At 59.6% G+C, this 19753-nt stretch carries 21 protein-coding genes; 8 read left to right on the top strand and 13 right to left on the bottom strand.

Going from position 1 to position 19753, the window contains the following annotated elements; genetic code table 11:
- Window positions 1-10: 10 nt before the first annotated feature.
- The 5 genes from ACR0I0_RS05205 to ACR0I0_RS05185 are packed head-to-tail and all read left to right on the top strand — an operon-like array spanning window position 11 to window position 6384.
- Window positions 11-643, top strand: coding sequence for a phage distal tail protein, Rcc01695 family (locus tag ACR0I0_RS05205; RefSeq protein ID WP_480490448.1), 633 nt, complete (start codon window positions 11-13; stop codon window positions 641-643).
- Window positions 643-1530: a DUF2163 domain-containing protein gene (locus tag ACR0I0_RS05200; RefSeq protein WP_480490447.1), complete on the top strand. Its 888-nt coding sequence runs from the start codon at window positions 643-645 to the stop codon at window positions 1528-1530. Before ACR0I0_RS05205 ends, ACR0I0_RS05200 begins: the two co-directional genes overlap by 1 nt.
- A complete protein-coding gene (locus tag ACR0I0_RS05195) occupies window positions 1527-1973 on the top strand; it encodes an NlpC/P60 family protein (protein WP_210092500.1) in 447 nt (148 codons plus the stop codon). Before ACR0I0_RS05200 ends, ACR0I0_RS05195 begins: the two co-directional genes overlap by 4 nt.
- Window positions 1973-6088 (top strand): baseplate multidomain protein megatron, encoded by a 4116-nt coding sequence (locus ACR0I0_RS05190; protein WP_480490446.1) that lies wholly within the window; start codon window positions 1973-1975, stop codon window positions 6086-6088. Before ACR0I0_RS05195 ends, ACR0I0_RS05190 begins: the two co-directional genes overlap by 1 nt.
- The gene (locus tag ACR0I0_RS05185; protein WP_480490445.1) at window positions 6088-6384 is read left to right on the top strand and encodes a DUF7742 family protein; all 297 of its coding nucleotides are present in this window, start codon (window positions 6088-6090) and stop codon (window positions 6382-6384) included. The genes ACR0I0_RS05190 and ACR0I0_RS05185 overlap by 1 nt, the downstream gene beginning before the upstream one ends.
- On the opposite strand, the gene ACR0I0_RS05180 is transcribed toward ACR0I0_RS05185, so the two are convergent.
- A complete protein-coding gene (locus ACR0I0_RS05180; protein WP_171631697.1) occupies window positions 6365-6703 on the bottom strand; it encodes a TraR/DksA family transcriptional regulator in 339 nt (112 codons plus the stop codon). The two genes, ACR0I0_RS05185 and ACR0I0_RS05180, sit on opposite strands and share 20 nt — an antisense overlap.
- 83 nt (window positions 6704-6786) lie before the next feature.
- Here ACR0I0_RS05180 and cysE point away from each other — a divergent pair, with 83 nt between their 5' ends.
- The gene (gene cysE / locus ACR0I0_RS05175) at window positions 6787-7596 is read left to right on the top strand and encodes a serine O-acetyltransferase (protein WP_152458304.1); all 810 of its coding nucleotides are present in this window, start codon (window positions 6787-6789) and stop codon (window positions 7594-7596) included.
- A 4-nt stretch (window positions 7597-7600) separates the two neighbouring features.
- Here the strand turns inward: cysE and ACR0I0_RS05170 are convergent, their stop codons facing one another.
- From ACR0I0_RS05170 to ACR0I0_RS05140, 7 genes are all read right to left on the bottom strand, one after another.
- Window positions 7601-7843, bottom strand: a complete 243-nt coding sequence (locus ACR0I0_RS05170; RefSeq protein ID WP_480490443.1) for a hypothetical protein — start codon at window positions 7841-7843, stop codon at window positions 7601-7603.
- Window positions 7844-7997: 154 nt separating this feature from the next.
- The gene (locus ACR0I0_RS05165; protein WP_171631704.1) at window positions 7998-9305 is read right to left on the bottom strand and encodes a pyruvate dehydrogenase complex dihydrolipoamide acetyltransferase; all 1308 of its coding nucleotides are present in this window, start codon (window positions 9303-9305) and stop codon (window positions 7998-8000) included.
- A gap of 14 nt (window positions 9306-9319) precedes the next feature.
- Window positions 9320-10693 carry a pyruvate dehydrogenase complex E1 component subunit beta gene (locus ACR0I0_RS05160; RefSeq protein WP_480490441.1) on the bottom strand — a complete coding sequence of 458 codons (1374 nt, stop codon included), beginning with the start codon at window positions 10691-10693 and terminating at the stop codon, window positions 9320-9322.
- A 15-nt stretch (window positions 10694-10708) separates the two neighbouring features.
- Complete coding sequence (pdhA, locus tag ACR0I0_RS05155; protein ID WP_171115415.1) at window positions 10709-11698, bottom strand: pyruvate dehydrogenase (acetyl-transferring) E1 component subunit alpha; 990 nt, start codon at window positions 11696-11698, stop codon at window positions 10709-10711.
- Window positions 11699-11868: 170 nt separating this feature from the next.
- Window positions 11869-12168 carry an FtsB family cell division protein gene (locus tag ACR0I0_RS05150; RefSeq protein ID WP_171115419.1) on the bottom strand — a complete coding sequence of 100 codons (300 nt, stop codon included), beginning with the start codon at window positions 12166-12168 and terminating at the stop codon, window positions 11869-11871.
- Window positions 12169-12308: 140 nt separating this feature from the next.
- Window positions 12309-12653, bottom strand: a complete 345-nt coding sequence (locus ACR0I0_RS05145; protein ID WP_480490439.1) for a lysozyme inhibitor LprI family protein — start codon at window positions 12651-12653, stop codon at window positions 12309-12311.
- A gap of 71 nt (window positions 12654-12724) precedes the next feature.
- Complete coding sequence (locus tag ACR0I0_RS05140) at window positions 12725-13915, bottom strand: phosphoglycerate kinase (protein WP_480490437.1); 1191 nt, start codon at window positions 13913-13915, stop codon at window positions 12725-12727.
- Window positions 13916-14048: 133 nt separating this feature from the next.
- Here ACR0I0_RS05140 and ACR0I0_RS05135 point away from each other — a divergent pair, with 133 nt between their 5' ends.
- On the top strand, window positions 14049-14555 hold the full coding sequence (locus tag ACR0I0_RS05135; RefSeq protein ID WP_152458298.1) for a peptidylprolyl isomerase: 507 nt from the start codon (window positions 14049-14051) through the stop codon (window positions 14553-14555).
- Window positions 14548-15105: a peptidylprolyl isomerase gene (locus tag ACR0I0_RS05130; protein WP_171723071.1), complete on the top strand. Its 558-nt coding sequence runs from the start codon at window positions 14548-14550 to the stop codon at window positions 15103-15105. Before ACR0I0_RS05135 ends, ACR0I0_RS05130 begins: the two co-directional genes overlap by 8 nt.
- Window positions 15106-15167: 62 nt before the next feature.
- Here ACR0I0_RS05130 and aqpZ read toward each other — a convergent pair whose 3' ends face one another.
- The 5 genes from aqpZ to ACR0I0_RS05105 form a co-directional block, all read right to left on the bottom strand.
- The gene (aqpZ, locus tag ACR0I0_RS05125) at window positions 15168-15857 is read right to left on the bottom strand and encodes an aquaporin Z (protein WP_171639294.1); all 690 of its coding nucleotides are present in this window, start codon (window positions 15855-15857) and stop codon (window positions 15168-15170) included.
- Between the two features lie 112 nt (window positions 15858-15969).
- Window positions 15970-16779: a M90 family metallopeptidase gene (locus ACR0I0_RS05120; RefSeq protein WP_480490435.1), complete on the bottom strand. Its 810-nt coding sequence runs from the start codon at window positions 16777-16779 to the stop codon at window positions 15970-15972.
- Window positions 16780-16900: 121 nt separating this feature from the next.
- On the bottom strand, window positions 16901-17401 hold the full coding sequence (locus ACR0I0_RS05115; protein WP_117868644.1) for a bactofilin family protein: 501 nt from the start codon (window positions 17399-17401) through the stop codon (window positions 16901-16903).
- Window positions 17391-18722 (bottom strand): DUF5930 domain-containing protein, encoded by a 1332-nt coding sequence (locus tag ACR0I0_RS05110; RefSeq protein WP_480490433.1) that lies wholly within the window; start codon window positions 18720-18722, stop codon window positions 17391-17393. The genes ACR0I0_RS05115 and ACR0I0_RS05110 overlap by 11 nt, the downstream gene beginning before the upstream one ends.
- 174 nt (window positions 18723-18896) lie before the next feature.
- Complete coding sequence (locus tag ACR0I0_RS05105) at window positions 18897-19739, bottom strand: ferritin-like domain-containing protein (protein ID WP_171631731.1); 843 nt, start codon at window positions 19737-19739, stop codon at window positions 18897-18899.
- Window positions 19740-19753 lie beyond the last annotated feature (14 nt).

The raw sequence follows: 19753 nt of genomic DNA, 5'->3' as shown, positions 1-19753 counted from the left end.
GGAGCAGCTGATGAATTTCCACGAGGTGAGATTTCCCGCCAGCCTAAGCTTTGGCTCGGTCGGGGGGCCGGAACGGCGCACGGACATCGTGACGCTGGCCAATGGTTTTGAAGAGCGCAACACGCCGTGGGCCCATTCGCGTCGCCGATATGATGCGGGGTTGGGGATGCGGTCGCTGGACGATATCGAGACACTGATTTCGTTCTTCGAAGCGCGGCAGGGCCAGATGTTCGGCTTTCGCTGGAAAGACTGGTCGGATTTCAAATCCGGCAAGGCCACGGCGGACATCAATTTCGGAGATCAGGTGATCGCGAAAGGCGACGGAACACGCGCCGAATTCCAGTTGATCAAGACCTACCAATCGGGCGGGGTAAGCTATGCGCGCCCCATCGTGAAACCGGTATTGGGGACGGTGCGTCTGGGGCTGGATCAGGATGAGGTCCGCGAGGGCGTGGATTTTGACGTTGATCTGACGACGGGCAGGGTCACGTTTGCGGACCCGCCGCCGGAAGAGGTCGATATCACCGCGGGTTATGAATTTGACGTGCCGGTGCGCTTTGACACCGACAAAATCCAGACCAGCGTTGCCAGTTTTCAGGCCGGCGACGTACCGAACGTTCCAGTGGTCGAGGTGCGCATCTGATGGCTGAAGATATCAAGGGCCTGCACGCGCATCTGCAAAGCGGGTTGACAACGGTCTGCCGCTGTTGGGCGATCAAGCGCACGGACGGTCAGGAATACGGTTTCACCGACCACGACAGGGAGCTGAGTTTTGACGGGTTGACCTTCAAGGCAAGTACCGGCCTGACGGCCGCCGCCATCGAGCAGGCCACGGGCCTGTCCATCGACAACACAGAAGCGATGGGCGCACTGTCTGACGCGGCCATTCGCGACGAGGATATCGAAGCGGGGCGTTTTGACGGGGCCGAAGTGCGCGCCTGGCTGGTCAATTGGGCAGATCTGGATCAGCGCATCCTTCAGTTCCGTGGTTCAATCGGTGAGTTGCGCCGCTCTGGCGGCGCGTTCCATGCGGAATTGCGTGGCCTGACCGACTTGCTGAACCGCCCTTTGGGGCGTGTTTACCAAAAGCCGTGCACGGCTGTGTTGGGGGATCGGGCCTGCCGGTTCAACACCGACACGCCGGGGTATTGGTTCAACGGTGTGATCTCGGGTTTCGATGGCGGCACCCTTTTGCATGTTGCAGGAGGTCAGACCATTGAAGAAGGCTGGTTCGAACGGGGGCGCGTGGACGTTTTGTCCGGTTCTGCCAAGGGGTTGTGGTCTTCGATCAAGAACGACAGGCAGACGGCAACCGGGCGGGAAATCACGCTTTGGTCCGGTTTCGGGGCCAGCCTGGCGATCGGCGACAGCGTGAAACTGCGGGCAGGATGCGACAAGCGCATGAAAACCTGCCAGTTCAAGTTCAACAACTTTCTGAATTTTCAAGGGTTTCCAGATCTTCCAGGCGAAGACTGGGTCATGGCTGTTCCCAAGAAAAGCAAAACCAATAGCGGAGGCAGCTTACGGTGACGATACGTAGAGAGGATATTGTGACAGAGGCGCGCAATTGGCTTGGAACGCCTTATGTGCATCAGGCCTCGGTCAAAGGTGCCGGTGCGGATTGTCTGGGCCTGTTGCGCGGCGTTTGGCGCGCCGTGATCGGGCGGGAACCTGAATCTGTTCCGGCCTACAGCATGGACTGGTCCGAACCGCAGGGCGAGGAACGGATGTGGGTGGCTGCCAGGCGGCATCTGGTCGAAAAACCAATAGGCAAGATGGCATCGGGGGATGTTCTGCTGTTTCGGATGCGCGACGCAAGCGTCGCCAAGCATCTGGGCATCGTCAGTACTACGCACCCCGAACCCCGCTTTATTCACGCGTATTCCGGCCACGGCGTGGTGGAAAACGCACTGAGCAGGCCTTGGTGCCGCCGTATCGTTTCCTGTTTCGAATTCCCGATGGAGATGCATTGATGGCCACTATTCTTCTTTCTGCAGCCGGGGCCGCGCTGGGCGGTTCGATCGGGGGCACGGTTGCGGGCCTTTCAACCGCAATTATCGGTCGGGCTGTTGGTGCGACGGTCGGGCGGATCCTTGATCAGAAGTTCTTTAACCAGTCCGTTATGGGCAGTGGCAGTGAAGTCGTCGAAACCGGTCGCATGGATCGGTTTCGGTTGACGGAAACCGGCGAAGGTGCGCCGGTGACCACCGTGTTTGGCCGTATGCGTGTGGGCGGTCAGGTCATTTGGGCTTCGGATTTTCTGGAGACCCAGACAACGACCACAGAGGGTGGCGGCGGCGGGGGCAAGGGGAAACCCAAGACCCCTGAGGTGACTACCGTCACGTACAGTTACTCGATTTCGCTGGCGATTGCGGTTGGCGCCGGTGAGATCGCCGATGTCGCGCGCATTTGGGCGGATGGAGAAGAACAAGATCGATCCCGCTTCAATATGCGGGTTTACCATGGCACGTGGGACCAGTTGCCGGACCCGCTGATCGAGGCGATTGAAGGCGCCGGAACGGTTCCGGCTTATCGCGGAACCGCCTATGTCGTGATCGAGGACTTCCCGCTCGGCACTTTTGGCAATCGGGTGCCGCAGTTTTCATTTGAAGTTGTGCGCCCCACGCAGCAGGACATGCCCGATCACGACAGTGCATTGCCTCAGATCGTGCGCGGGGTTGCCATGATACCGGGGACCGGGGAATACGCTCTGGCCAGCTCTCAGGTGAATTATTCACAATCTGGCAAGAGCTGGCCTGCCAACGCACATTCCGCGTCCGGCACCTCGGATCTTGTCTCCTCGACCCGAGCGCTGGAAAGCGAGTTGCCCAATTGTGATGCCGCATCTTTGGTGGTGTCGTGGTTCGGCGATGACCTGAGATGCGGACACTGCAAGATCCGGCCAAAGATCGAACAGCGTGAGATCGACAGCAGCGACATGCCCTGGATCGTATCTGATCAGGCCCGAAGCGACGCCGGGCTTGTGGTGCGACAAAACGGCCGCCCGGTCTATGGGGGGACACCGGCCGATGTGGCCGTGGTCGAGGCGATCCGCCATCTGAACCAATCCGGCAAGCGGGTAATGTTTTACCCCTTTATCCTGATGGAGCAATTGACGGGGAACGGGCTGCCTGATCCCTGGTCGGATGCGTCAAGTCAGCCTCACCTGCCATGGCGTGGGCGGATCACCTTGGATGTGGCGCCGGGGCGTCCCGGTTCCGCGGACCAGACGGCATCGGCCGATGCGCAGGTCGCCGCGTTCTTCGGAACAGCACGTGCGCAGGATTTTGCGATCAACCAGGATACGAACGGATCGGGCGGCACCGGTGGTGGCTCGGGTGGTCTGGTCAGGCCCAGACCGGGTGGTCGGCCTGACGACAGAGGGGATACCGGTTTAACTTGGGTCTCCGGGGGCGGTACCTTTGGCGGGCTGCTGGGGGACAGCGGCGTCACGGCCAAAGAAATCATCCAATATTCCGGCCCTCAGGAATGGAGCCTGCGGCGTTTCATTCTGCACTATGCCATGCTGTGCAAGGCTGCCGGCGGCGTTTCGTCATTCTGCATCTCGTCGGAGATGCGTGGCCTGACCCAGATCAGGGGGGCTTCGGGCTTTCCGGCCGTTGCGCAGCTTCGCGCCTTGGCGGCCGAGGTGCGTCAGATTCTGGGGCCGGACACGAAAATCGGCTATGCAGCGGATTGGAGCGAGTATTTCGGATACCAGCCAAAAGGCACCAGCGACAGGTATTTTCACCTCGACCCTCTTTGGGCGGACGACAACATCGATTTCATCGGCATCGACAACTACATGCCGTTGTCCGATTGGCGTGACGGTGAACACCATCTGGACGCCGAGGCCGGCGCGCCTTCGATTTACGACCTGGGGTACCTTCGCAGCAATATCGAAGGCGGTGAAGGGTATGACTGGTACTACGCCTCTCCGGAAGAGGCGGAAGCGCAGATCAGGACTCCGATCGAAGATCAGGGGCATGACGAGCCGTGGATCTGGAGATACAAGGACCTGCGCAACTGGTGGTCGAATCCGCATCACGAACGGATCGGAGGTGTGCGTCAATCCAATCCGACCGATTGGGTGCCCGCATCGAAACCGATCTGGTTCACCGAGTTGGGGTGTGCGGCAATCGACAAGGGCACGAACCAGCCGAACAAATTCCTGGACCCGAAGTCATCGGAATCGCTGTTGCCCGCGTATTCAAACGGGCTGCGCGACGACTTCATTCAGGTTCAGTATCTGACGGCGATGCTTGGCTATTGGAGCGATCCGAAGGTCAATCCGATCTCGGACATCTACGGCGCGCCGATGCTGGACATGGCAAACGTGTATGTCTGGGCATGGGATACCCGTCCGTTTCCGACCTTTCCGAACCTGAAAAGCCAGTGGGACGATGGCGAGAACTATCCCAGAGGGCACTGGCTGAACGGTCGGTCCGGGTCTCGTACGTTGGCCTCCGTGGTGACCGAAATCTGCCACGGTGCAGGTGTCACGGATATAGACGTCTCTGGTCTGTACGGTGTGGTTCGCGGGTATGTCCTCGAAGACGTGACGAACGCCCGTTCCGCCTTGCAGCCGCTGATGCTGCGCTATGGGTTTGATGCGATCGAAAGGGATGGAGTGTTGAAGTTCCAGATGCGCGACGGGTACGGCGCAGTTGCCTTGAACCCCGACCATCTGGCGATCAGCAGCGATCTTGAGGGCACGGTCGAACACCGGCGCGAGGCCGAGGCCGAAATGACCGGGCGCGTTCGTCTGCGCTTTGTTCAGTCGGACGCGGATCATGACGTCGTCGCGGAGGAGGCGGTTTTGCCCGATGATCGCACCCATTCCGTATCGGTGAATGAGATGCCTCTGTCCATGACCCGCACCGAAGGGCGGCAAACGGCCGAACGCTGGTTGAGCGAAGCCAGAGTTTCCCGCGATACGGTTCGGTTTGCGCTTCCGCCGTCTCAAATGCACCTGGGGGCAGGGGATCTGGTTCGTTTGACAGACGCTGAAACCGGGCCGGTGTACCGGATCGACCGGTTGGAATCCGCCGACCTGCAACTGGTTGAAGCGGTCCGGATCGAACAGGGCGTGTACAAGGCGTCCGAATTGAATGATGACCCGGCAACGGTCAAACCATATGCGGCGCCGGTCCCCGTGCTGCCGGTTTTTCTGGATCTGCCCTTGATCACGGGCGCCGAGGCCCCTCATGCGCCCTATCTGGCCGTTACCGGGGATCCATGGCCCGGGGCGGCAACGGTCTATTCCTCGTCCAGTGATGATGGCTATCGCCTGAGCGATGTCATTGCCCAGCGGGCAGTGGTCGGCGTGACCGAAACACCGCTGAGGCGCGCCAGTGTCGGTGTCTGGGATGAGGGCCCTGCCTTGAAGGTCAAACTGCTTACGGGCCAGTTGGAATCCCGTCCGCGCAGCTCGGTGATGAATGGCGTCAATCTGGCTGCAATCGGTGACGGAACACCCGGTAACTGGGAGGTTTTTCAGTTCGCTGACGCGGCGCTCGAGGCCCCGGATGTACACGCGTTGTCCGGGCGGCTCAGGGGTCAACTGGGAACAGACGCTTTGATGCCTGATGTCTGGCCGGATGGATCAGTATTCGTGCTGCTGAATGACAGGGTGCAACAGATCAGCCTGCTGCGAAACGAAAGGCGTCTTGCCAAACATTATCGCATTGGGCCTGCGACCCGCGGCTATGATGATCCGTCCTATCAACACCTGATTGCCTCGTTTGCAGGCAACGGATTGCGTCCCTATGCGCCTGTGCACATGCGGGTTCGGTCTGGTACCGCCGGGGATGAGCTTACGTGGATCCGACGTGCCCGAACGGATGCGGATGACTGGTCGGGGCTGGAGATTCCCTTGGGCGAAGAAAGCGAATCCTACCTGGTCCGTGTCATTGCGAGTGGAACCGTTCTGCGCGAAGAACTGACATCCGAACCAAGGTGGACCTATTCGACGGCCATGAAAGCGGCGGATGGTCTGTCCGGGGGCTATGAGGTCGAAGTGGCCCAGGTATCTGCTGTATTCGGACCGGGTGCCTGGTCGCGTCTTGCGGTTGGGCACGCTGCCTGATGCGGCCGGTTCTGCATGGGGATGTCAGTGCTGCGGCGCGCGCCTTGCTGGCCGTGCCGCAGCCGGACAGGGGGGCTTTGTGTGTGCGGATGATCCACGAGGCGGAATTGGCCGACAGGCATTTGGAGCGCACGGGCAAGCTCCACCCGGTTTACGGCAATGGTTCTCTCATGGCCGTTGCGCGAAACAGGGCCCTGGCCAATGAACCCGGGTTTGACGATCTGCAATATTGCCAGTGTTTTGAGATGGTTCTGCACCAGCTTGCCAGATTTCAGGCTAGCCGGACGCGCAGCTGACGCATTTGCTGGCGGCCAGATCCAGATTCAGACGCCCATCCGGAATGCGCTCGCCGCAGTCTTCGCAATATCCGAACTCGCCGTCGTCAAGCCGGTCCAACGCTGCCAGAAGCCGGCGTGTTTCCACATCGCGATTGGCCTGCTGTGCCTTGGCCATGGCCTGATTTTGCAGCGCATCCATGCGGCTCAGCCGTCCAACGGCCTGTTGATCCAGTTCGACAACGGCCTGAGCCTGCTGCCCCGACGCTGACATCTGCTGCAATTCCACCAATCGCACGCGAATTCGTGTTTCGAAATGGGTGCGCTCTGACTCATTCATTTTCGTTACATGACCGATCATGGGTTTGCGTTTGGTCTTTTTGCCACTAAATGGCATTCTAGGCGCAGCAAAGGATCAAAGCCATGTTCGAAAAGCGCAGCCATGTGACACCGGTTGATCCGGTCTGGACCCGTATCACATCCGAAGCCCATGCGGCCGTCGAGAAAGAGCCCCTCATGGGGGGGCTTGTGCACGCCTGTATCCTGCATCACCGCAGCCTTGAACGCGCGCTTTCATATCGGGTGGCGGCCAAGCTGTGTTCGAACGAAATGTCGATGATGGTTCTGCGTGAAATCGTGGATGAGGCATATGCCGACGATCCGGGTTTGCTCGAAGCTGCTCGGGCGGACCTTATGGCCGTTTACGAACGTGACCCGGCCTGCCATCGGCTGTTGCAGCCGATCCTGTATTTCAAAGGGTATCAGGCCATGCAGGCATATCGCGTGGCCCATTGGTTGTGGCGCAAGGGGCGCTATGATTTGGCCTATTTCTTCCAGATGCGTTCGTCCGAGATTTTCGGGATCGACATTCACCCGGCAGCCAAAATCGGAAAGGGCATCATGATCGACCATGCCCATTCCATCGTGATTGGCGAGACGGCAGTGGTGGGCGACAACGTGTCGATGCTGCACTCGGTGACACTGGGCGGAACGGGCAAGGAAGAAGAAGACCGTCATCCAAAAATCGGAGACGGTGTTCTGATCGGGGCCGGGGCCAAGGTGCTGGGCAACATCACCATTGGGCATTGCAGCCGCATCGCTGCCGGTTCGGTGGTGTTGCAAGAGGTGCCGCCCTGCAAGACCGTCGCCGGTATCCCCGCCAAGATCGTGGGGGAAGCCGGGTGCGACCAGCCTTCGATCTCGATGGATCATATGCTGGGCAAGGATCAGTAGCAGCTCAGCGAGAGCGGATGGCGCGTTTGTCCAACCGCTTGCGCCGCCGTTCTTCCCGTTTTTGTTTGCGAAGCTCTTGCCGTGTGTCCTGTGCGGCTTTCTGCCGGGCAATCGCGGCCGGATCGTTTGGCTTGAACTTTGAATGCTCACCCGGATAGCCGTTGGGCTTTGCCAAGGCAAAGTCAGGTGACATGGCTGCCGGAAACGCCGAAACAGTCAGGCTGAGAATGAGATTTTTTGAGAGCATCGCGCACCTGCCTTCCGTCTGCTTCCAATGGAAGGAAGTGGGGCGTCTTGATGCATCGGGCAATCGATGCCCCGATCACGCAAGTTCAACTCAGTGAAAACACTTGAGGCTGCCCGCGCTCCGGCTGTCCGGGGCACGGGCATTATTCGGGTCGTCAAGCCAGCATGACCATCGGGTTTTCCAGGTTGTCGACAATAGCCTTGAGCAGTTCTGCCCCCAGCGCGCCGTCGATGACGCGGTGATCGACGGACATGGTAACGGACATTACGGTCGCCACCGTCAGTTCTCCATCATCCCCGACAACGGGCTTTTTCACGCCGGTACCCACCGCCAGAATGCCGGCATGAGGCGGGTTCACGATGGCGTCGAAATTGTCGATGCCGAACATGCCGAGGTTCGAGATGGCAAACGTGCCACCCTGATACTCGTGCGGTGCCAGCTTGCGCTCGCGGGCACGGGCGGCAAGATCCTTCATCTCGGTCGAAAGTGCCGACAGAGATTTCATGTCGGCGTCCTGAAGAACCGGGGTGAACAACCCGCCCTCGATCGCGACCGCTACGGCCACGTCCGACGGCTTGAGTTGCAACACGCGGTCGCCCGCCCAGACGGCGTTGCAGGCTGGAACCTGCTGAAGCGCGTTGGCGACGGCCTTGATGATGAAGTCGTTGACGCTCAGCTTCACGCCACGGCCTTCCAACTGCTTGTTCAACTGGCTGCGGAACTTCAGCAGCGCATCCAGCTTGATGTCGCGGCGCAGGTAGAAATGCGGGATGGTCTGTTTGGCCTCGCCTAGGCGTGCGGCAATGGTTTTGCGCATACCGTCGAGCTTGATTTCCTCGTACGGGCGGCCTTCGTACATCCGCGCGACCATATCCGCCGATGGACCAGACGGAGCTGCAGGGGCAGCTGCGGGCGCGGCGGTGGGAGCTGTGGCAGGAGCTGCTGCCGGAGCCGTGGCAGTTGCGCCTTCGACATCGACCTTGACGATGCGACCGTGCGGGCCGGAACCGGCAATCTGCGTCAGGTCGAGACCTTTTTGTGCAGCAATCCGGCGGGCCAGCGGCGAGGCAAAAATCCGACCACCATCCGCCTTGGCCGGAGCGGCCGGGGCAGGGGCAGGCGCCTCGGGTGCCGCTGGCGCGGCAGCCTCGTTGCCCGCGGCGGCTGGTGCCGCCTCCGGGGCTTTGGCCGGGGTCGCGGCGATGTCATCGGCGCTTTCGCCATCTTCCAGCAAAATCGCGATAGCGGTGTTGACCTTGACCCCTTCGGTGCCTTCGGGGATCAGAATCTTGCCGATGGTGCCTTCGTCAACGGCCTCGAACTCCATCGTGGCCTTGTCGGTTTCGATCTCGGCCAGCAGATCACCGGAGGAGACGGTATCGCCTTCCTTAACCAGCCATTTTGCAAGCGTACCTTCCTCCATCGTCGGGGACAGGGCGGGCATCAGAATTTCTGTAGGCATCTGTCTGTCGCTCCTTACCGGTAGGTCACTTGTTTGACGGCGGCGATCACCTCATCGGTGGTGATCAGGGCCAGCTTTTCGAGATTGGCGGCATAGGGCATCGGCACGTCCTTGCCAGTGCAATTGATGACCGGCGCGTCAAGGTAATCAAACGCCTCCTGCATCACGACCGAGCTGATATAGCTGCCCACCGAACCTTGCGGCCAGCCTTCTTCCACAGTCACCAGACGGTTGGTCTTCATCACCGAGTTTATGATCGCACCGGTATCCATCGGACGGATGGTGCGCAGATCGATGACCTCGGCGCTGATGCCGTCTTCGGCCAGCTTGTCTGCGGCTTCCAGTGCGTATTGCATGCCGATGCCGAAGCTGACGATGGTCACGTCCGAGCCTTCGCGCCAGATGCGCGCCTTGCCCAGCGGCACGGTCAGGTCATCGACCTGCGGCATGTCGAAAGTGCGACCATAGAGGATTTCGTTTTCCAGGAAGATCACCGGGTTGGGGTCGCGGATGGCCGATTTCAGCAGACCTTTGGCGTCGGCTGCCGAATAGGGCATGACGACCTTCAGGCCGGGGATCTGCATGTACCAGGCGGCATAGTCCTGGCTATGCTGGGCAGCCACGCGCGCGGCGGCGCCGTTGGGGCCGCGGAACACGATCGGACAACCCATCTGACCGCCGGACATGTACAGCGTCTTGGCGGCCGAGTTGATGATCTGGTCGATCGCCTGCATCGCGAAGTTGAACGTCATGAACTCGACGATCGGCTTCAGACCGCCAAAGGCCGAACCCACGGCGATGCCGGCAAAGCCGTGCTCGGTGATCGGTGTGTCGATCACGCGCTTGGGGCCGAATTCGTCCAGCAGACCCTGGGAAATCTTGTATGCGCCCTGATATTCCGCGACTTCCTCGCCCATCAGATAGACGTCTTCGTCGTTGCGCATTTCTTCGGCCATCGCGTCACGCAGAGCTTCGCGAACGGTTTCGGATTTCATCTCGGCATCTGCCGGCCAGTCGGGCGACAGGTCGACCACCGGCGCAGCGGGGGCCGCGGCGGCAGGAGCGGGGGCCTCGACCGCCGCCGGGGCGGCTTCGGCCACCGCTGCGGCTGCCGGTGCAGCCGCGGTCACGGCCGAGGCGTCTTCGCCTTCCTCGACCAGAACCGCAATCGGGGTGTTCACTTTGACCCCTTCACTGCCTTCGGCGATCAGGATCTTGCCGACAATGCCCTCGTCGACAGCTTCAAATTCCATTGTCGCCTTGTCGGTCTCGATTTCGGCCAGGATGTCACCGCTGGATACGGTGTCGCCTTCCTTGACCAGCCATTTGGCCAGCGTGCCCTCTTCCATCGTGGGCGAAAGGGCGGGCATGAGAATTTCGGTTGCCATGTCTTATTCGTCCTCTCAGGCGTAAATGTCGGTCCAGAGCTCTTCAACGGCGGGCTCGGGGCTTTCTTTCGAGAATTCGGCGGCTTGGTTCACGATCTCTTTGATTTCCTTGTCGATCGCCTTCAGGTCATCCTCGGTCGCGTGTTTGCCGGTCAGCAGCAGCTCGCGCACATGTTCGATCGGGTCGCTTTGTTCGCGGACTTTCTGAACCTCTTCGCGGGTGCGGTACTTGGCCGGGTCGGACATCGAGTGGCCGCGATATCGGTAGGTCTTTACCTCAAGAATGTATGGGCCCTTGCCGGCGCGGCAGTGGGCAACGGCCTTTTCACCAGCGGCTTTGACGGCCAGCACATCCATTCCGTTGACGATCTCGCCGGGGATGCCGAAGGCTTCGCCGCGTACATAAATATCGGGTGACGAGGTCGAACGCGCCTGGGCTGTGCCCATGGCGTATTGGTTGTTCTCGATCACGAAAACCACGGGAAGATCCCACAGAGCGGCCATGTTGAACGTCTCATAGACCTGGCCCTGGTTTGCGGCACCATCGCCGAAATAGGTAAAGGTCACGCCGCCATTTTCCTTGTACTTGTCGGCAAAGGCCAGACCTGCACCCAAAGGCACCTGCGCGCCGACGATGCCATGGCCCCCATAGAAATGCTTTTCTTTCGAGAACATGTGCATCGAACCGCCCTTGCCCTTGGACAGGCCGCCTTCGCGCCCGGTCAGTTCGGCCATCACGCCGCCCGGGTCCATGCCACAGGCCAGCATATGGCCGTGGTCACGATACGAGGTGATCCGCTTGTCGCCGTCCTGTGCTGCCGCTTCGAGCCCGACAACAACCGCCTCTTGACCGATGTACAGGTGGCAGAACCCGCCGATCAGACCCATGCCATAAAGCTGACCCGCCTTTTCTTCGAATCGACGGATCAGAAGCATCTCGCGGTAGTATGTCTTGAGTTCTTCCGCAGAAACATTTGGTTTCTTTGTGGTTTTTCGCGCAGCCATAGTGGCGATCTCCCCCTTTCGGCAAGATAGTTTAGCGTTAAACTATCTCATAAAGCATTTGGGGCTTTCTGGCGAGGGGAAATGTGACGCAGCGTCCGCGCGGGCGAGGCGCAGCCGACGGGCAAAGCGGTGCGACGATGGTCCGACAATATCCGGCGGCCCAAACAGGATCAGCGGATCACGATTTCATCCGCTCGGATCATACCAAGAACAGAACGTGCCTGCTGATCGAGCAGGTCAAGATCCAGATAGGTGTCGGACAGGCGCCGGGTCAGGTTTTCCAATTCGGCGATTTGGGCATTCAGCTTTTCCAGGTCCTGTGACAGGGCGTCCCGTTCCGCAGCAATTTCGACCCGCCGAAACAGGCCATAGTCACCTTGTACGGCGGCAAAGGTGAAATACACACCAAGCATGAAAGCCACCGAGAAAAAGATGATTGAGCCCAAACCGGGCCGATGGGAACGGGACACTCTGTTTACCGCCGTATGAAAACTAGCCTCAAAAACGTGCCCTTTGCGAGCATCTGAACACACTATGTCACAGGTGATTCGGGTTGTGAATCCCCTGTTTCGATTTTTTCATCAGTAATTTAAGCGCGTCCTGATCCTAGTCAGCGCCAGTATTCCAGCGCCTGATTTCGCGCGACGGTCTGTTCTTTCATGCAGGTCCAGTAGAACATCGGCGCAGCGCTGCCGCCGCCTGACAATTCCTTGTCGCAGGTTGCGTCTCGGACCTTCAGCCAGACGCGTTGTTCGGCCAGAAGAGCATCGCCGTTGCCGCGCGCATCGGCTGCGGGTTTGATCTGTGCCCACAGCCGGTTGAGTTCGCGATCTGCGGCCTCCCATTGTTCCTTGGCGCAGAAATTGGCGTCAAGCTGGGTTTGGCCGCCGCAACTGGATTGAGCGGCGGCAGAGCAGGGCAGCATCATTAGGACAAGAAAATAAATTGGCTTCACGGTAATATCCCCCGTTCAAAAGGGGATAATACCATGGACCATGTCAGGCGATCAAAGGCGGCAAGCAGTGCTTACTGATCCAGCGCTGCGACACCGGGCAGCGTTTTGCCTTCCATCCATTCCAGAAACGCGCCACCCGCGGTTGAGATATAGGTGAAGTCCTTGGCGGCACCCGAGGCGTTCAGGGCAGCAACCGTGTCTCCACCTCCGGCGACCGAGATCAGCTGACCCGAACGGCTGAGCGCGGCCGCCTTCAAGGCGGCGGCATTGGTGGCGGCGTCGAACGGTTCCAGTTCGAATGCGCCCAGCGGACCGTTCCAGATCAGGGTTTTGCTTTTGTCGAATACCTCGATGATCGCGGCCACGCTTTCGGGGCCAGCATCCAGGATCATGCCATCCTCGGGGCATTGATCCGCGGGCAAAACCTGATGAGGGGCATTGGCTTCAAACTTTTTGGCAACCACGACGTCACGTGGCAGAACGATCTGGCAGCCGGTGCTTTCGGCCTTGGCCAGAATTTCGGCAGCGGTGTCTTTCATCGCAGTTTCGGCCAGCGATTTTCCGACACTGACACCTTGCGCGACGAGGAACGTATTGGCCATGCCGCCACCGATCACCAGATAATCGACCTTGTCGATCAGATTGCCCAGCAGTTCCAGCTTGGTCGAGACCTTGGCCCCGCCCACAACCGCTGTTACCGGGCGTTTGGGCGCGCCCAACGCGCTTTCCAGTGCCTGCAACTCGGCCTGCATCAAACGGCCCGCACAGGCAGGCAGCAGGCGCGCGATGGCCTCGGTCGAGCTGTGGGCCCGATGCGCCGCTGAAAACGCGTCGTTGCAGTACACGTCACCCAGCCTGGCCATACCTGCGGCCAGATCGGCATCGTTCTTGGTTTCCTCCGCGTGAAAACGCGTGTTCTCGAGCAACAGCACCTGGCCGGGCTGCAAGGCACCGGCGGCCAGTTCCGCCTCGGCCCCGACGCAATCGGCAGCAAACTGCACCTTTGCGCCAAAAGCGCTTTCCAATGTCGGGACCAGTTGTTTCAGCGACAGGCTTTCACGCCGTTCGCCACCGGGACGGCCAAAATGAGCCAGAAGGATCGGTTTTCCACCAGCGGCCAGAATATCGCGCACCGAGGGGACGATCCTTTGAATGCGGGTGGCGTCGGTCACAACACCGTCAACCACGGGCACGTTGATATCCACACGCACCAGCACGCGTTTGCCGTTCAGGTCCATATCGTCCAGTGTTTTCCAGCCCATTGTGCGATCCTTGTCATTGGCAAATGATTTAGGCGGTTCTTTTCCTGCAATTTGCCCTCAGGTCAATGCGTCACTTGGCATTCGTACGCGTGCGTCATAGGTATTTGCGCAAGATAAACGACAGGAGGGCCTCATGGCCGAGATCAAGGATCCCGAAAACACGATCATCATCGAGCTGAAAGACGGCAATGTCGTCATCGAGCTGCTGCCGGATGTGGCGCCTTTGCACAGCGCGCGGATGAAAGAACTGGCCCGCAGCGGAGAATACGACAACGTGGCCTTTCACCGAGTGATCGACGGCTTCATGGCCCAAACCGGTGACGTGCAGCACGGCGACATGGAAGATGGGTTCAACCTGCGTATGGCGGGGACCGGCGGTTCGTCGCTGCCGAACGTGCCGGCAGAGTTTTCCAAGCTGCCCCATGATCGCGGTACGCTGGGCGCGGCCCGGTCGCAGAACCCGGATTCGGCCAACTCTCAGTTCTTCATCAACTTCAAGGACAACCACTTCCTGAACGGTCAGTACACCGTTTATGGCCGCGTCATCGAAGGCATGGAGCATGTGGACGCGATCGTACGTGGCGAGCCGCCTGCGAACCCCGACCGCATGATCAGCGTCAAGGTGGCCGCAGATGTATAAGCTTGCCGCCGCCTTTGCCCTGCTGGCAAGCCCGGCGCTGGCCAGCGGTTTGCAGATCGAGGTCGAAGGGGAAGGGGCCAATGGCACGATCTCCATCGATCTGTTCGAAGATGTCGCGCCGAAGCACGTGGAACAGATCACGGCATTGGCTGCGGACGGCACGTACGATGGTGTGGTGTTCCACCGCGTGATCGAAGGTTTCATGGCCCAGACCGGCGATGTTCAATACGGCAATTCCACCGCGAACGGCTTTGACATGCGGTATGCCGGGCGTGGCGGGTCAGACCGCCCGGATCTGCCGGCTGAGTTTTCTGATCTGACCTTTGATCGTGGCGTGGTCGGCATGGCCCGATCGCAGAACCCGGATTCAGCCAATTCGCAGTTCTTTATCATGTTCGAACCCGGCCCGTTTCTGGATGGCCAGTACACCGTGGTCGGTCAGGTGACCGACGGTATGGACGTGGTGGATGCGATCAAACGGGGGCATTCCCAGACCGGAGCGGTTACGGGACAGCCCGACATGATGAAAAAAGTCACCGTCACCGAATGAACCGAAACAGCCCGGCGTTCCAAAAAGCGCCGGGCTGTTTCTTATGGTCGATTGAACAAAACTCAATCGTCTTGTGACATCGCTTTCCAGATGACCGCACCGATCGCGCCGCCGATCAGCGGGGCCACCCAGAACAGCCACAGCTGTGACAGGGCAGGGCCGTCGGCAAACAGGGCGACGCCTGTGGACCGGGCCGGGTTGACCGAAGTGTTGGTGACCGGAATTGACACCAGGTGGATCAGGGTCAAGGCCAGACCAATTGCGATGGGGGCGAAACCGGCCGGCGCCTTGTCCGAGGTTGCACCCAGGATGATCAGGATGAAGAAAGCGGTCATCACGATCTCGATCACCAGAGCGGACATCAGAGAGTATCCGCCGGGTGAGGCCTCACCATATCCGTTGGACGCAAATCCCCCGACGCCGGCGAACTCGGGCGCACCGCTGACGATCAGATACAGTACCACTGCGGCGGCTATGGCGCCGATGACCTGAGCGATCCAGTAGGGCAGCAGATCCTTTGCCGGAAACCGCCCGCCGATCATCAGACCAAGGCTGACCGCCGGATTGAAGTGCCCGCCCGAGATATGGCCAACCGTGTAAGCCATTGTCAGAACCGTCAGGCCGAAGGCGAAGGAAACGCCAAGCCACCCAATGCCGACATCTGCAACGCCCGCTGCCAATACGGCACTGCCGCAACCTCCGAGAACCAGCCAGAAGGTGCCGAAGAACTCGGCCAGTAGTTTTGATGACATGAAATTTCCTCCACAATGCAATGAGCTTAAGTGTAATTCATAAATTAACTTTTGTTAAATTGAGCCGAACGGGGAATTTTCCCGGCACCCGCGCACCAGGGGTCGCAAAGCCTTAGTGCCATTGAGAAGGATCTAGGTGAAACAGCTTGGACAGTTGCTTGTAAACCTCCGGGTCCGACCTGCGCAGGGCCTTTGGCCGCTCAAAGAACACTTCAACCGAAACGGCGAAAAACTCCTCGTGCCCTTCCGCGCCATAAGGGTCGATTACGGTTGGCTGCCCGGATTCAACGGCGCGTACATGCGCGTCATAGGCTGTCAGGAATGAGGATTCCCATTCTGAAAAGCTTTGGTCGTCGCTAAGTACGGGCACTCCGTTGGCCGACCCTGTCAGATCGTCGATCTGATGGGCAAATTCGTGAAACACAACATTTTGGCCGTCATGATCGTTCATGGCTCCGCGCTGGCTATGCGCCCAGGACAGGATCACCGGGCCGCGGTTCCAGCTTTCCCCTGTGCGCACGATTTCCTTCTCGGTGACGACATAGCCGCTGTGCCGGCTCTGTCTGGATTTGAATGCGCTGGGATAGATCAGGATGGTGGTCAGATTGTCATACCAGAGATCGGTATTCACAACCAGCAGACAGGCTTGCGCGGCGATGGACAGTTGCATGTCTTCGGAAACGTCCAGGCCGTCACACCCAATGAATTCAACCTGATCAAGGAACAGGTTGATCTTGCCCTCCAGCTTTGCGCGCAGGCCTTGCGGCAGTTTCCGCAAGATCGGGACCTGAGCGTCGACAAGCTGCCGTTGCTTGTCAGTCAACGGCGCGGCCAACAGGGCGTGGCGCGCCTGTCGTTTGGACCAGAAGTAAAAGGCCAGACCTGTGGCGACCACCGCAACAAGTGTCAGAAAAATCAACATGGCCCGACCCTAACGTGATCCCGGCGGGATCAAAACAGGTTTCCCGGATACAGGCTGCGGTGCAAAAAAGAAACGCCTCGGGTCTCCCCGCGGCGTTTCCGATCTGACCTGATGGGTCGAATTACTGCTTGACGTCTGCTGCCGGGTTCGATCCGGCTTTGGCGCTGCGGCCCGGATTCAGCGGATCGTCCTGCCGCTGTACGGATCCTTCGAAATGCGCTCCGCTTTCGATGGCGATGGTCTTGTGGATGATGTCGCCTTCGACACGTGCGGTCGATGTCAGACGCACCTTGAGACCACGTACGCGACCCACGATACGTCCGTTGATCACGACGTCATCTGCGGTGACTTCACCTTTGATCGTTGCCGACTCACCAATGGTCAGAAGGTGAGCGCGGATGTCGCCTTCGACTGTGCCTTCCACCTGTATGTCACCAGAGGTTTTGATATTGCCAGTGATGTGCAGATCCGAAGACAAAACCGACGCAGGCGGTTTGGGCTTGGGTGCAGTGGCAGGTTTCGACTCGGTCGGTGCAGGGGCCGCTGGGGTCGCCGGAGCGGCTGGTTTGGCCGCCTCGGGTGCCTTGGATGCGGGCTCGTTGATTTTGCTTTTAGAAAACATTTCTCGCAGCCTTGATGTAAGTCATTGGGTTTACGGGTTTTCCGTTCACGCGCACCTCATAGTGCAGATGCGTGCCGGTCGACCGTCCGGTGCTACCCATATCAGCAATATGATCCCCGCGCGAGACCCTTTGACCAACCTTCACGTTGATCTTGGTGTTATGAGCGTAAAGTGTCTCAATTCCGAATGGGTGCTTGATTTTCACAAGCCGTCCGAAACCGGATTGCCAGCCTGCGTGGGTAACGACGCCGTCTGCGGTCGCAAAGATATCCGTGCCTTGCGGCCCGGCAAAATCGACCCCGTTATGCATCCGGCGACCACCGGTTTTGGGGTCGCGCCGGCTGCCATAGCCGCTGGTAAAACGCACGGCCGAATGTACGGGATTGGCAAAGGGGGCCTTTTCCGCAGCAAGTCGGTAAAGGTTCAGCTGATCCATCTGTTTCAGCAATGTATTCGCGCGGGCTTCCTCGGCGGACACCTCGTCCACCTCACCGCGCGTGCTAAGGGATAAAGGGGTCAGCGGACCGCCCATACCGCTATATCCGCGCCGGACCTCTTCGATGATGCGGTCTGTTGGCATTCCCGCCTGACGGAACATCTTGTCCAGCGGCTCGACCGAGATCACCATGGCCTCTTCCAGCTGTCGGAAAATCTCGTCGCTGCGTTCCTGCATAAGGCGGATTTCCAGCTCAAGATCATCGCGCTGGTCCAGTGCCTCTCGGGCGTCGGCGGCGATCTGATCGCGTTCCTCGGCCGTGCGCGCCAGAGCATCCGTCATGAAGGCCATCTGTACCGGCGCGCTGGAGGCCGTTACGTACATGTCAGCCTTGCTGTTTTCCTGCTTCAGCGCCGCCAGTTCCTTCCGCGCATCTTCGCGCTGTTTCATGGTGGTGCGCAGCGTGGTCTGAATGACTTCGATCCCCGTCTCAAGTTCGCGACGGCGGTTTTCCGAAGCCAGCAGTTCGGACTGCATGGCGGATATCTGTTCCAGCGCGGCATTGAAACGATCCTGAGCGGCGAGCGCTTCCTGCGCACGGGCGTCGCGTTCTGCGGACAGGATATTCAATCGTTCTTGATAGGTTGCCTGGTCGCGTTTCGCCTGTTCCCGGAAGTTGCCCGAACCAATGCTGTCCATCAGCAGAATGGCAGTTGCTACCGCGGTCCATCCGACCATGACGGCAACACCGGCCACCGCGACCACCTGCGTTTCCGAGCTGAGACGGATAAAACGTGTATCTTTGTCAGAGTTCAGAAAAACCCGGCGTTCCGGAAAGTACCGTTCAAATGCGGAGTGTATTTTTATTGCCAGACGTGTTCGCACGCGTCCTACCTCTCATCCCCAAGATCGGGACCGGTTGTGGGTGCCGGCCGCTCCTTGGGCCGACTGCATAAAGGGCAGGCAGCGTTCGGGCAAGTTTGTTGATCAGTCCGGCGCCAACTGCGTAGAAATCCCCCCAAAGATCGGCGGGAAATTGCCGAAAACAATCTTGAGGCGTCAGTTTGGGATTCCGCCGGGCGTGGGCAGGTCTTCGGTCAGCGGCCAGTAGAAATCGGGCGGCAACCCGGCCTCGGCCCGTTTTTCCTCGTTGAAGGGTGGTTTGAGGACGCCGTGGAAATACCGGCGTACCAATGCGTGAAACACATCCTTGGGGTCCGTGTTTTCACGGCCGCACAGGAAGTGAAACCACTTGGACCCATAAGCGACATGGCCGACTTCTTCGGCATAGATCACCTCAAGCGCCGCGATGGCCTGTTCAGACTTGGCCTTGCGAAAAATCTCGATCATGCCGGGGGTCACATCCAGACCACGCGCTTCGAGCACCATCGGCACGACCGCAAGCCGTCCCATCAGGTCGTCTGCGGTGTCTTCGGCCGCGCGCCACATGCCCGCATGGGCGGGCAAGGCGCCATAGTGGCTGCCCATCTGTTCCAGGCAATCGCAGACCATCTCGAAATGGCGCGATTCCTCTTCGGCGCATTTTACCCAATCGTCATAAAACCCGATCGGCATCGGCACATGGCCAAAGCGGGCAATGATATCCCAATGCAGATCGACGGCGTTCAGTTCGATATGCGCCACGGCGTGCAAAAGGGCGATGCGGCCCGCCTCGGTTCCCGGTTTGCGCTTTGGCACCTCGCGCGGAGACAGGAGTTCGGGCCGTTCCGGGCGCGCGGGTCGCAATGGGGGAGATGCCGTACCGATCTCGATCGGGGGGGCGTCGCCCTTGCGCGAGGCAAACCACGCTACGGCGTGCTGTTTGGACAGGGCGGTCTTTTCCCGACCTTCCGCCGTTGCAAGAACTTCGGTCGCCATCTGAGTCAGCGATTTGGACACCATTATTCTCCGCCTGG

This window comes from Ruegeria sp. AG6, from assembly GCF_056541565.1.
Note: the sequence above shows the minus strand (reverse complement) of the source record. Positions and strands in the feature narration are given on the sequence as shown.

Coding starts and splice junctions, on each gene's coding strand:
- ACR0I0_RS05190 (WP_480490446.1), top strand. CDS start 1,973: ATGGCCACTATTCTTCTTTCTGCAGCCGGGGCCGCGCTGGGCGGTTCG.
- ACR0I0_RS05205 (WP_480490448.1), top strand. CDS start 11: ATGAATTTCCACGAGGTGAGATTTCCCGCCAGCCTAAGCTTTGGCTCG.
- ACR0I0_RS05200 (WP_480490447.1), top strand. CDS start 643: ATGGCTGAAGATATCAAGGGCCTGCACGCGCATCTGCAAAGCGGGTTG.
- pdhA (WP_171115415.1), bottom strand. CDS start 11,698: ATGGCTGCGCGAAAAACCACAAAGAAACCAAATGTTTCTGCGGAAGAA.
- ACR0I0_RS05115 (WP_117868644.1), bottom strand. CDS start 17,401: ATGTTTTCTAAAAGCAAAATCAACGAGCCCGCATCCAAGGCACCCGAG.
- ACR0I0_RS05135 (WP_152458298.1), top strand. CDS start 14,049: ATGGCCGAGATCAAGGATCCCGAAAACACGATCATCATCGAGCTGAAA.
- ACR0I0_RS05120 (WP_480490435.1), bottom strand. CDS start 16,779: ATGTTGATTTTTCTGACACTTGTTGCGGTGGTCGCCACAGGTCTGGCC.
- aqpZ (WP_171639294.1), bottom strand. CDS start 15,857: ATGTCATCAAAACTACTGGCCGAGTTCTTCGGCACCTTCTGGCTGGTT.
- ACR0I0_RS05170 (WP_480490443.1), bottom strand. CDS start 7,843: ATGCTCTCAAAAAATCTCATTCTCAGCCTGACTGTTTCGGCGTTTCCG.
- ACR0I0_RS05180 (WP_171631697.1), bottom strand. CDS start 6,703: ATGAATGAGTCAGAGCGCACCCATTTCGAAACACGAATTCGCGTGCGA.
- ACR0I0_RS05140 (WP_480490437.1), bottom strand. CDS start 13,915: ATGGGCTGGAAAACACTGGACGATATGGACCTGAACGGCAAACGCGTG.
- ACR0I0_RS05105 (WP_171631731.1), bottom strand. CDS start 19,739: ATGGTGTCCAAATCGCTGACTCAGATGGCGACCGAAGTTCTTGCAACG.
- ACR0I0_RS05165 (WP_171631704.1), bottom strand. CDS start 9,305: ATGCCTACAGAAATTCTGATGCCCGCCCTGTCCCCGACGATGGAGGAA.
- cysE (WP_152458304.1), top strand. CDS start 6,787: ATGTTCGAAAAGCGCAGCCATGTGACACCGGTTGATCCGGTCTGGACC.
- ACR0I0_RS05130 (WP_171723071.1), top strand. CDS start 14,548: ATGTATAAGCTTGCCGCCGCCTTTGCCCTGCTGGCAAGCCCGGCGCTG.
- ACR0I0_RS05160 (WP_480490441.1), bottom strand. CDS start 10,693: ATGGCAACCGAAATTCTCATGCCCGCCCTTTCGCCCACGATGGAAGAG.
- ACR0I0_RS05185 (WP_480490445.1), top strand. CDS start 6,088: ATGCGGCCGGTTCTGCATGGGGATGTCAGTGCTGCGGCGCGCGCCTTG.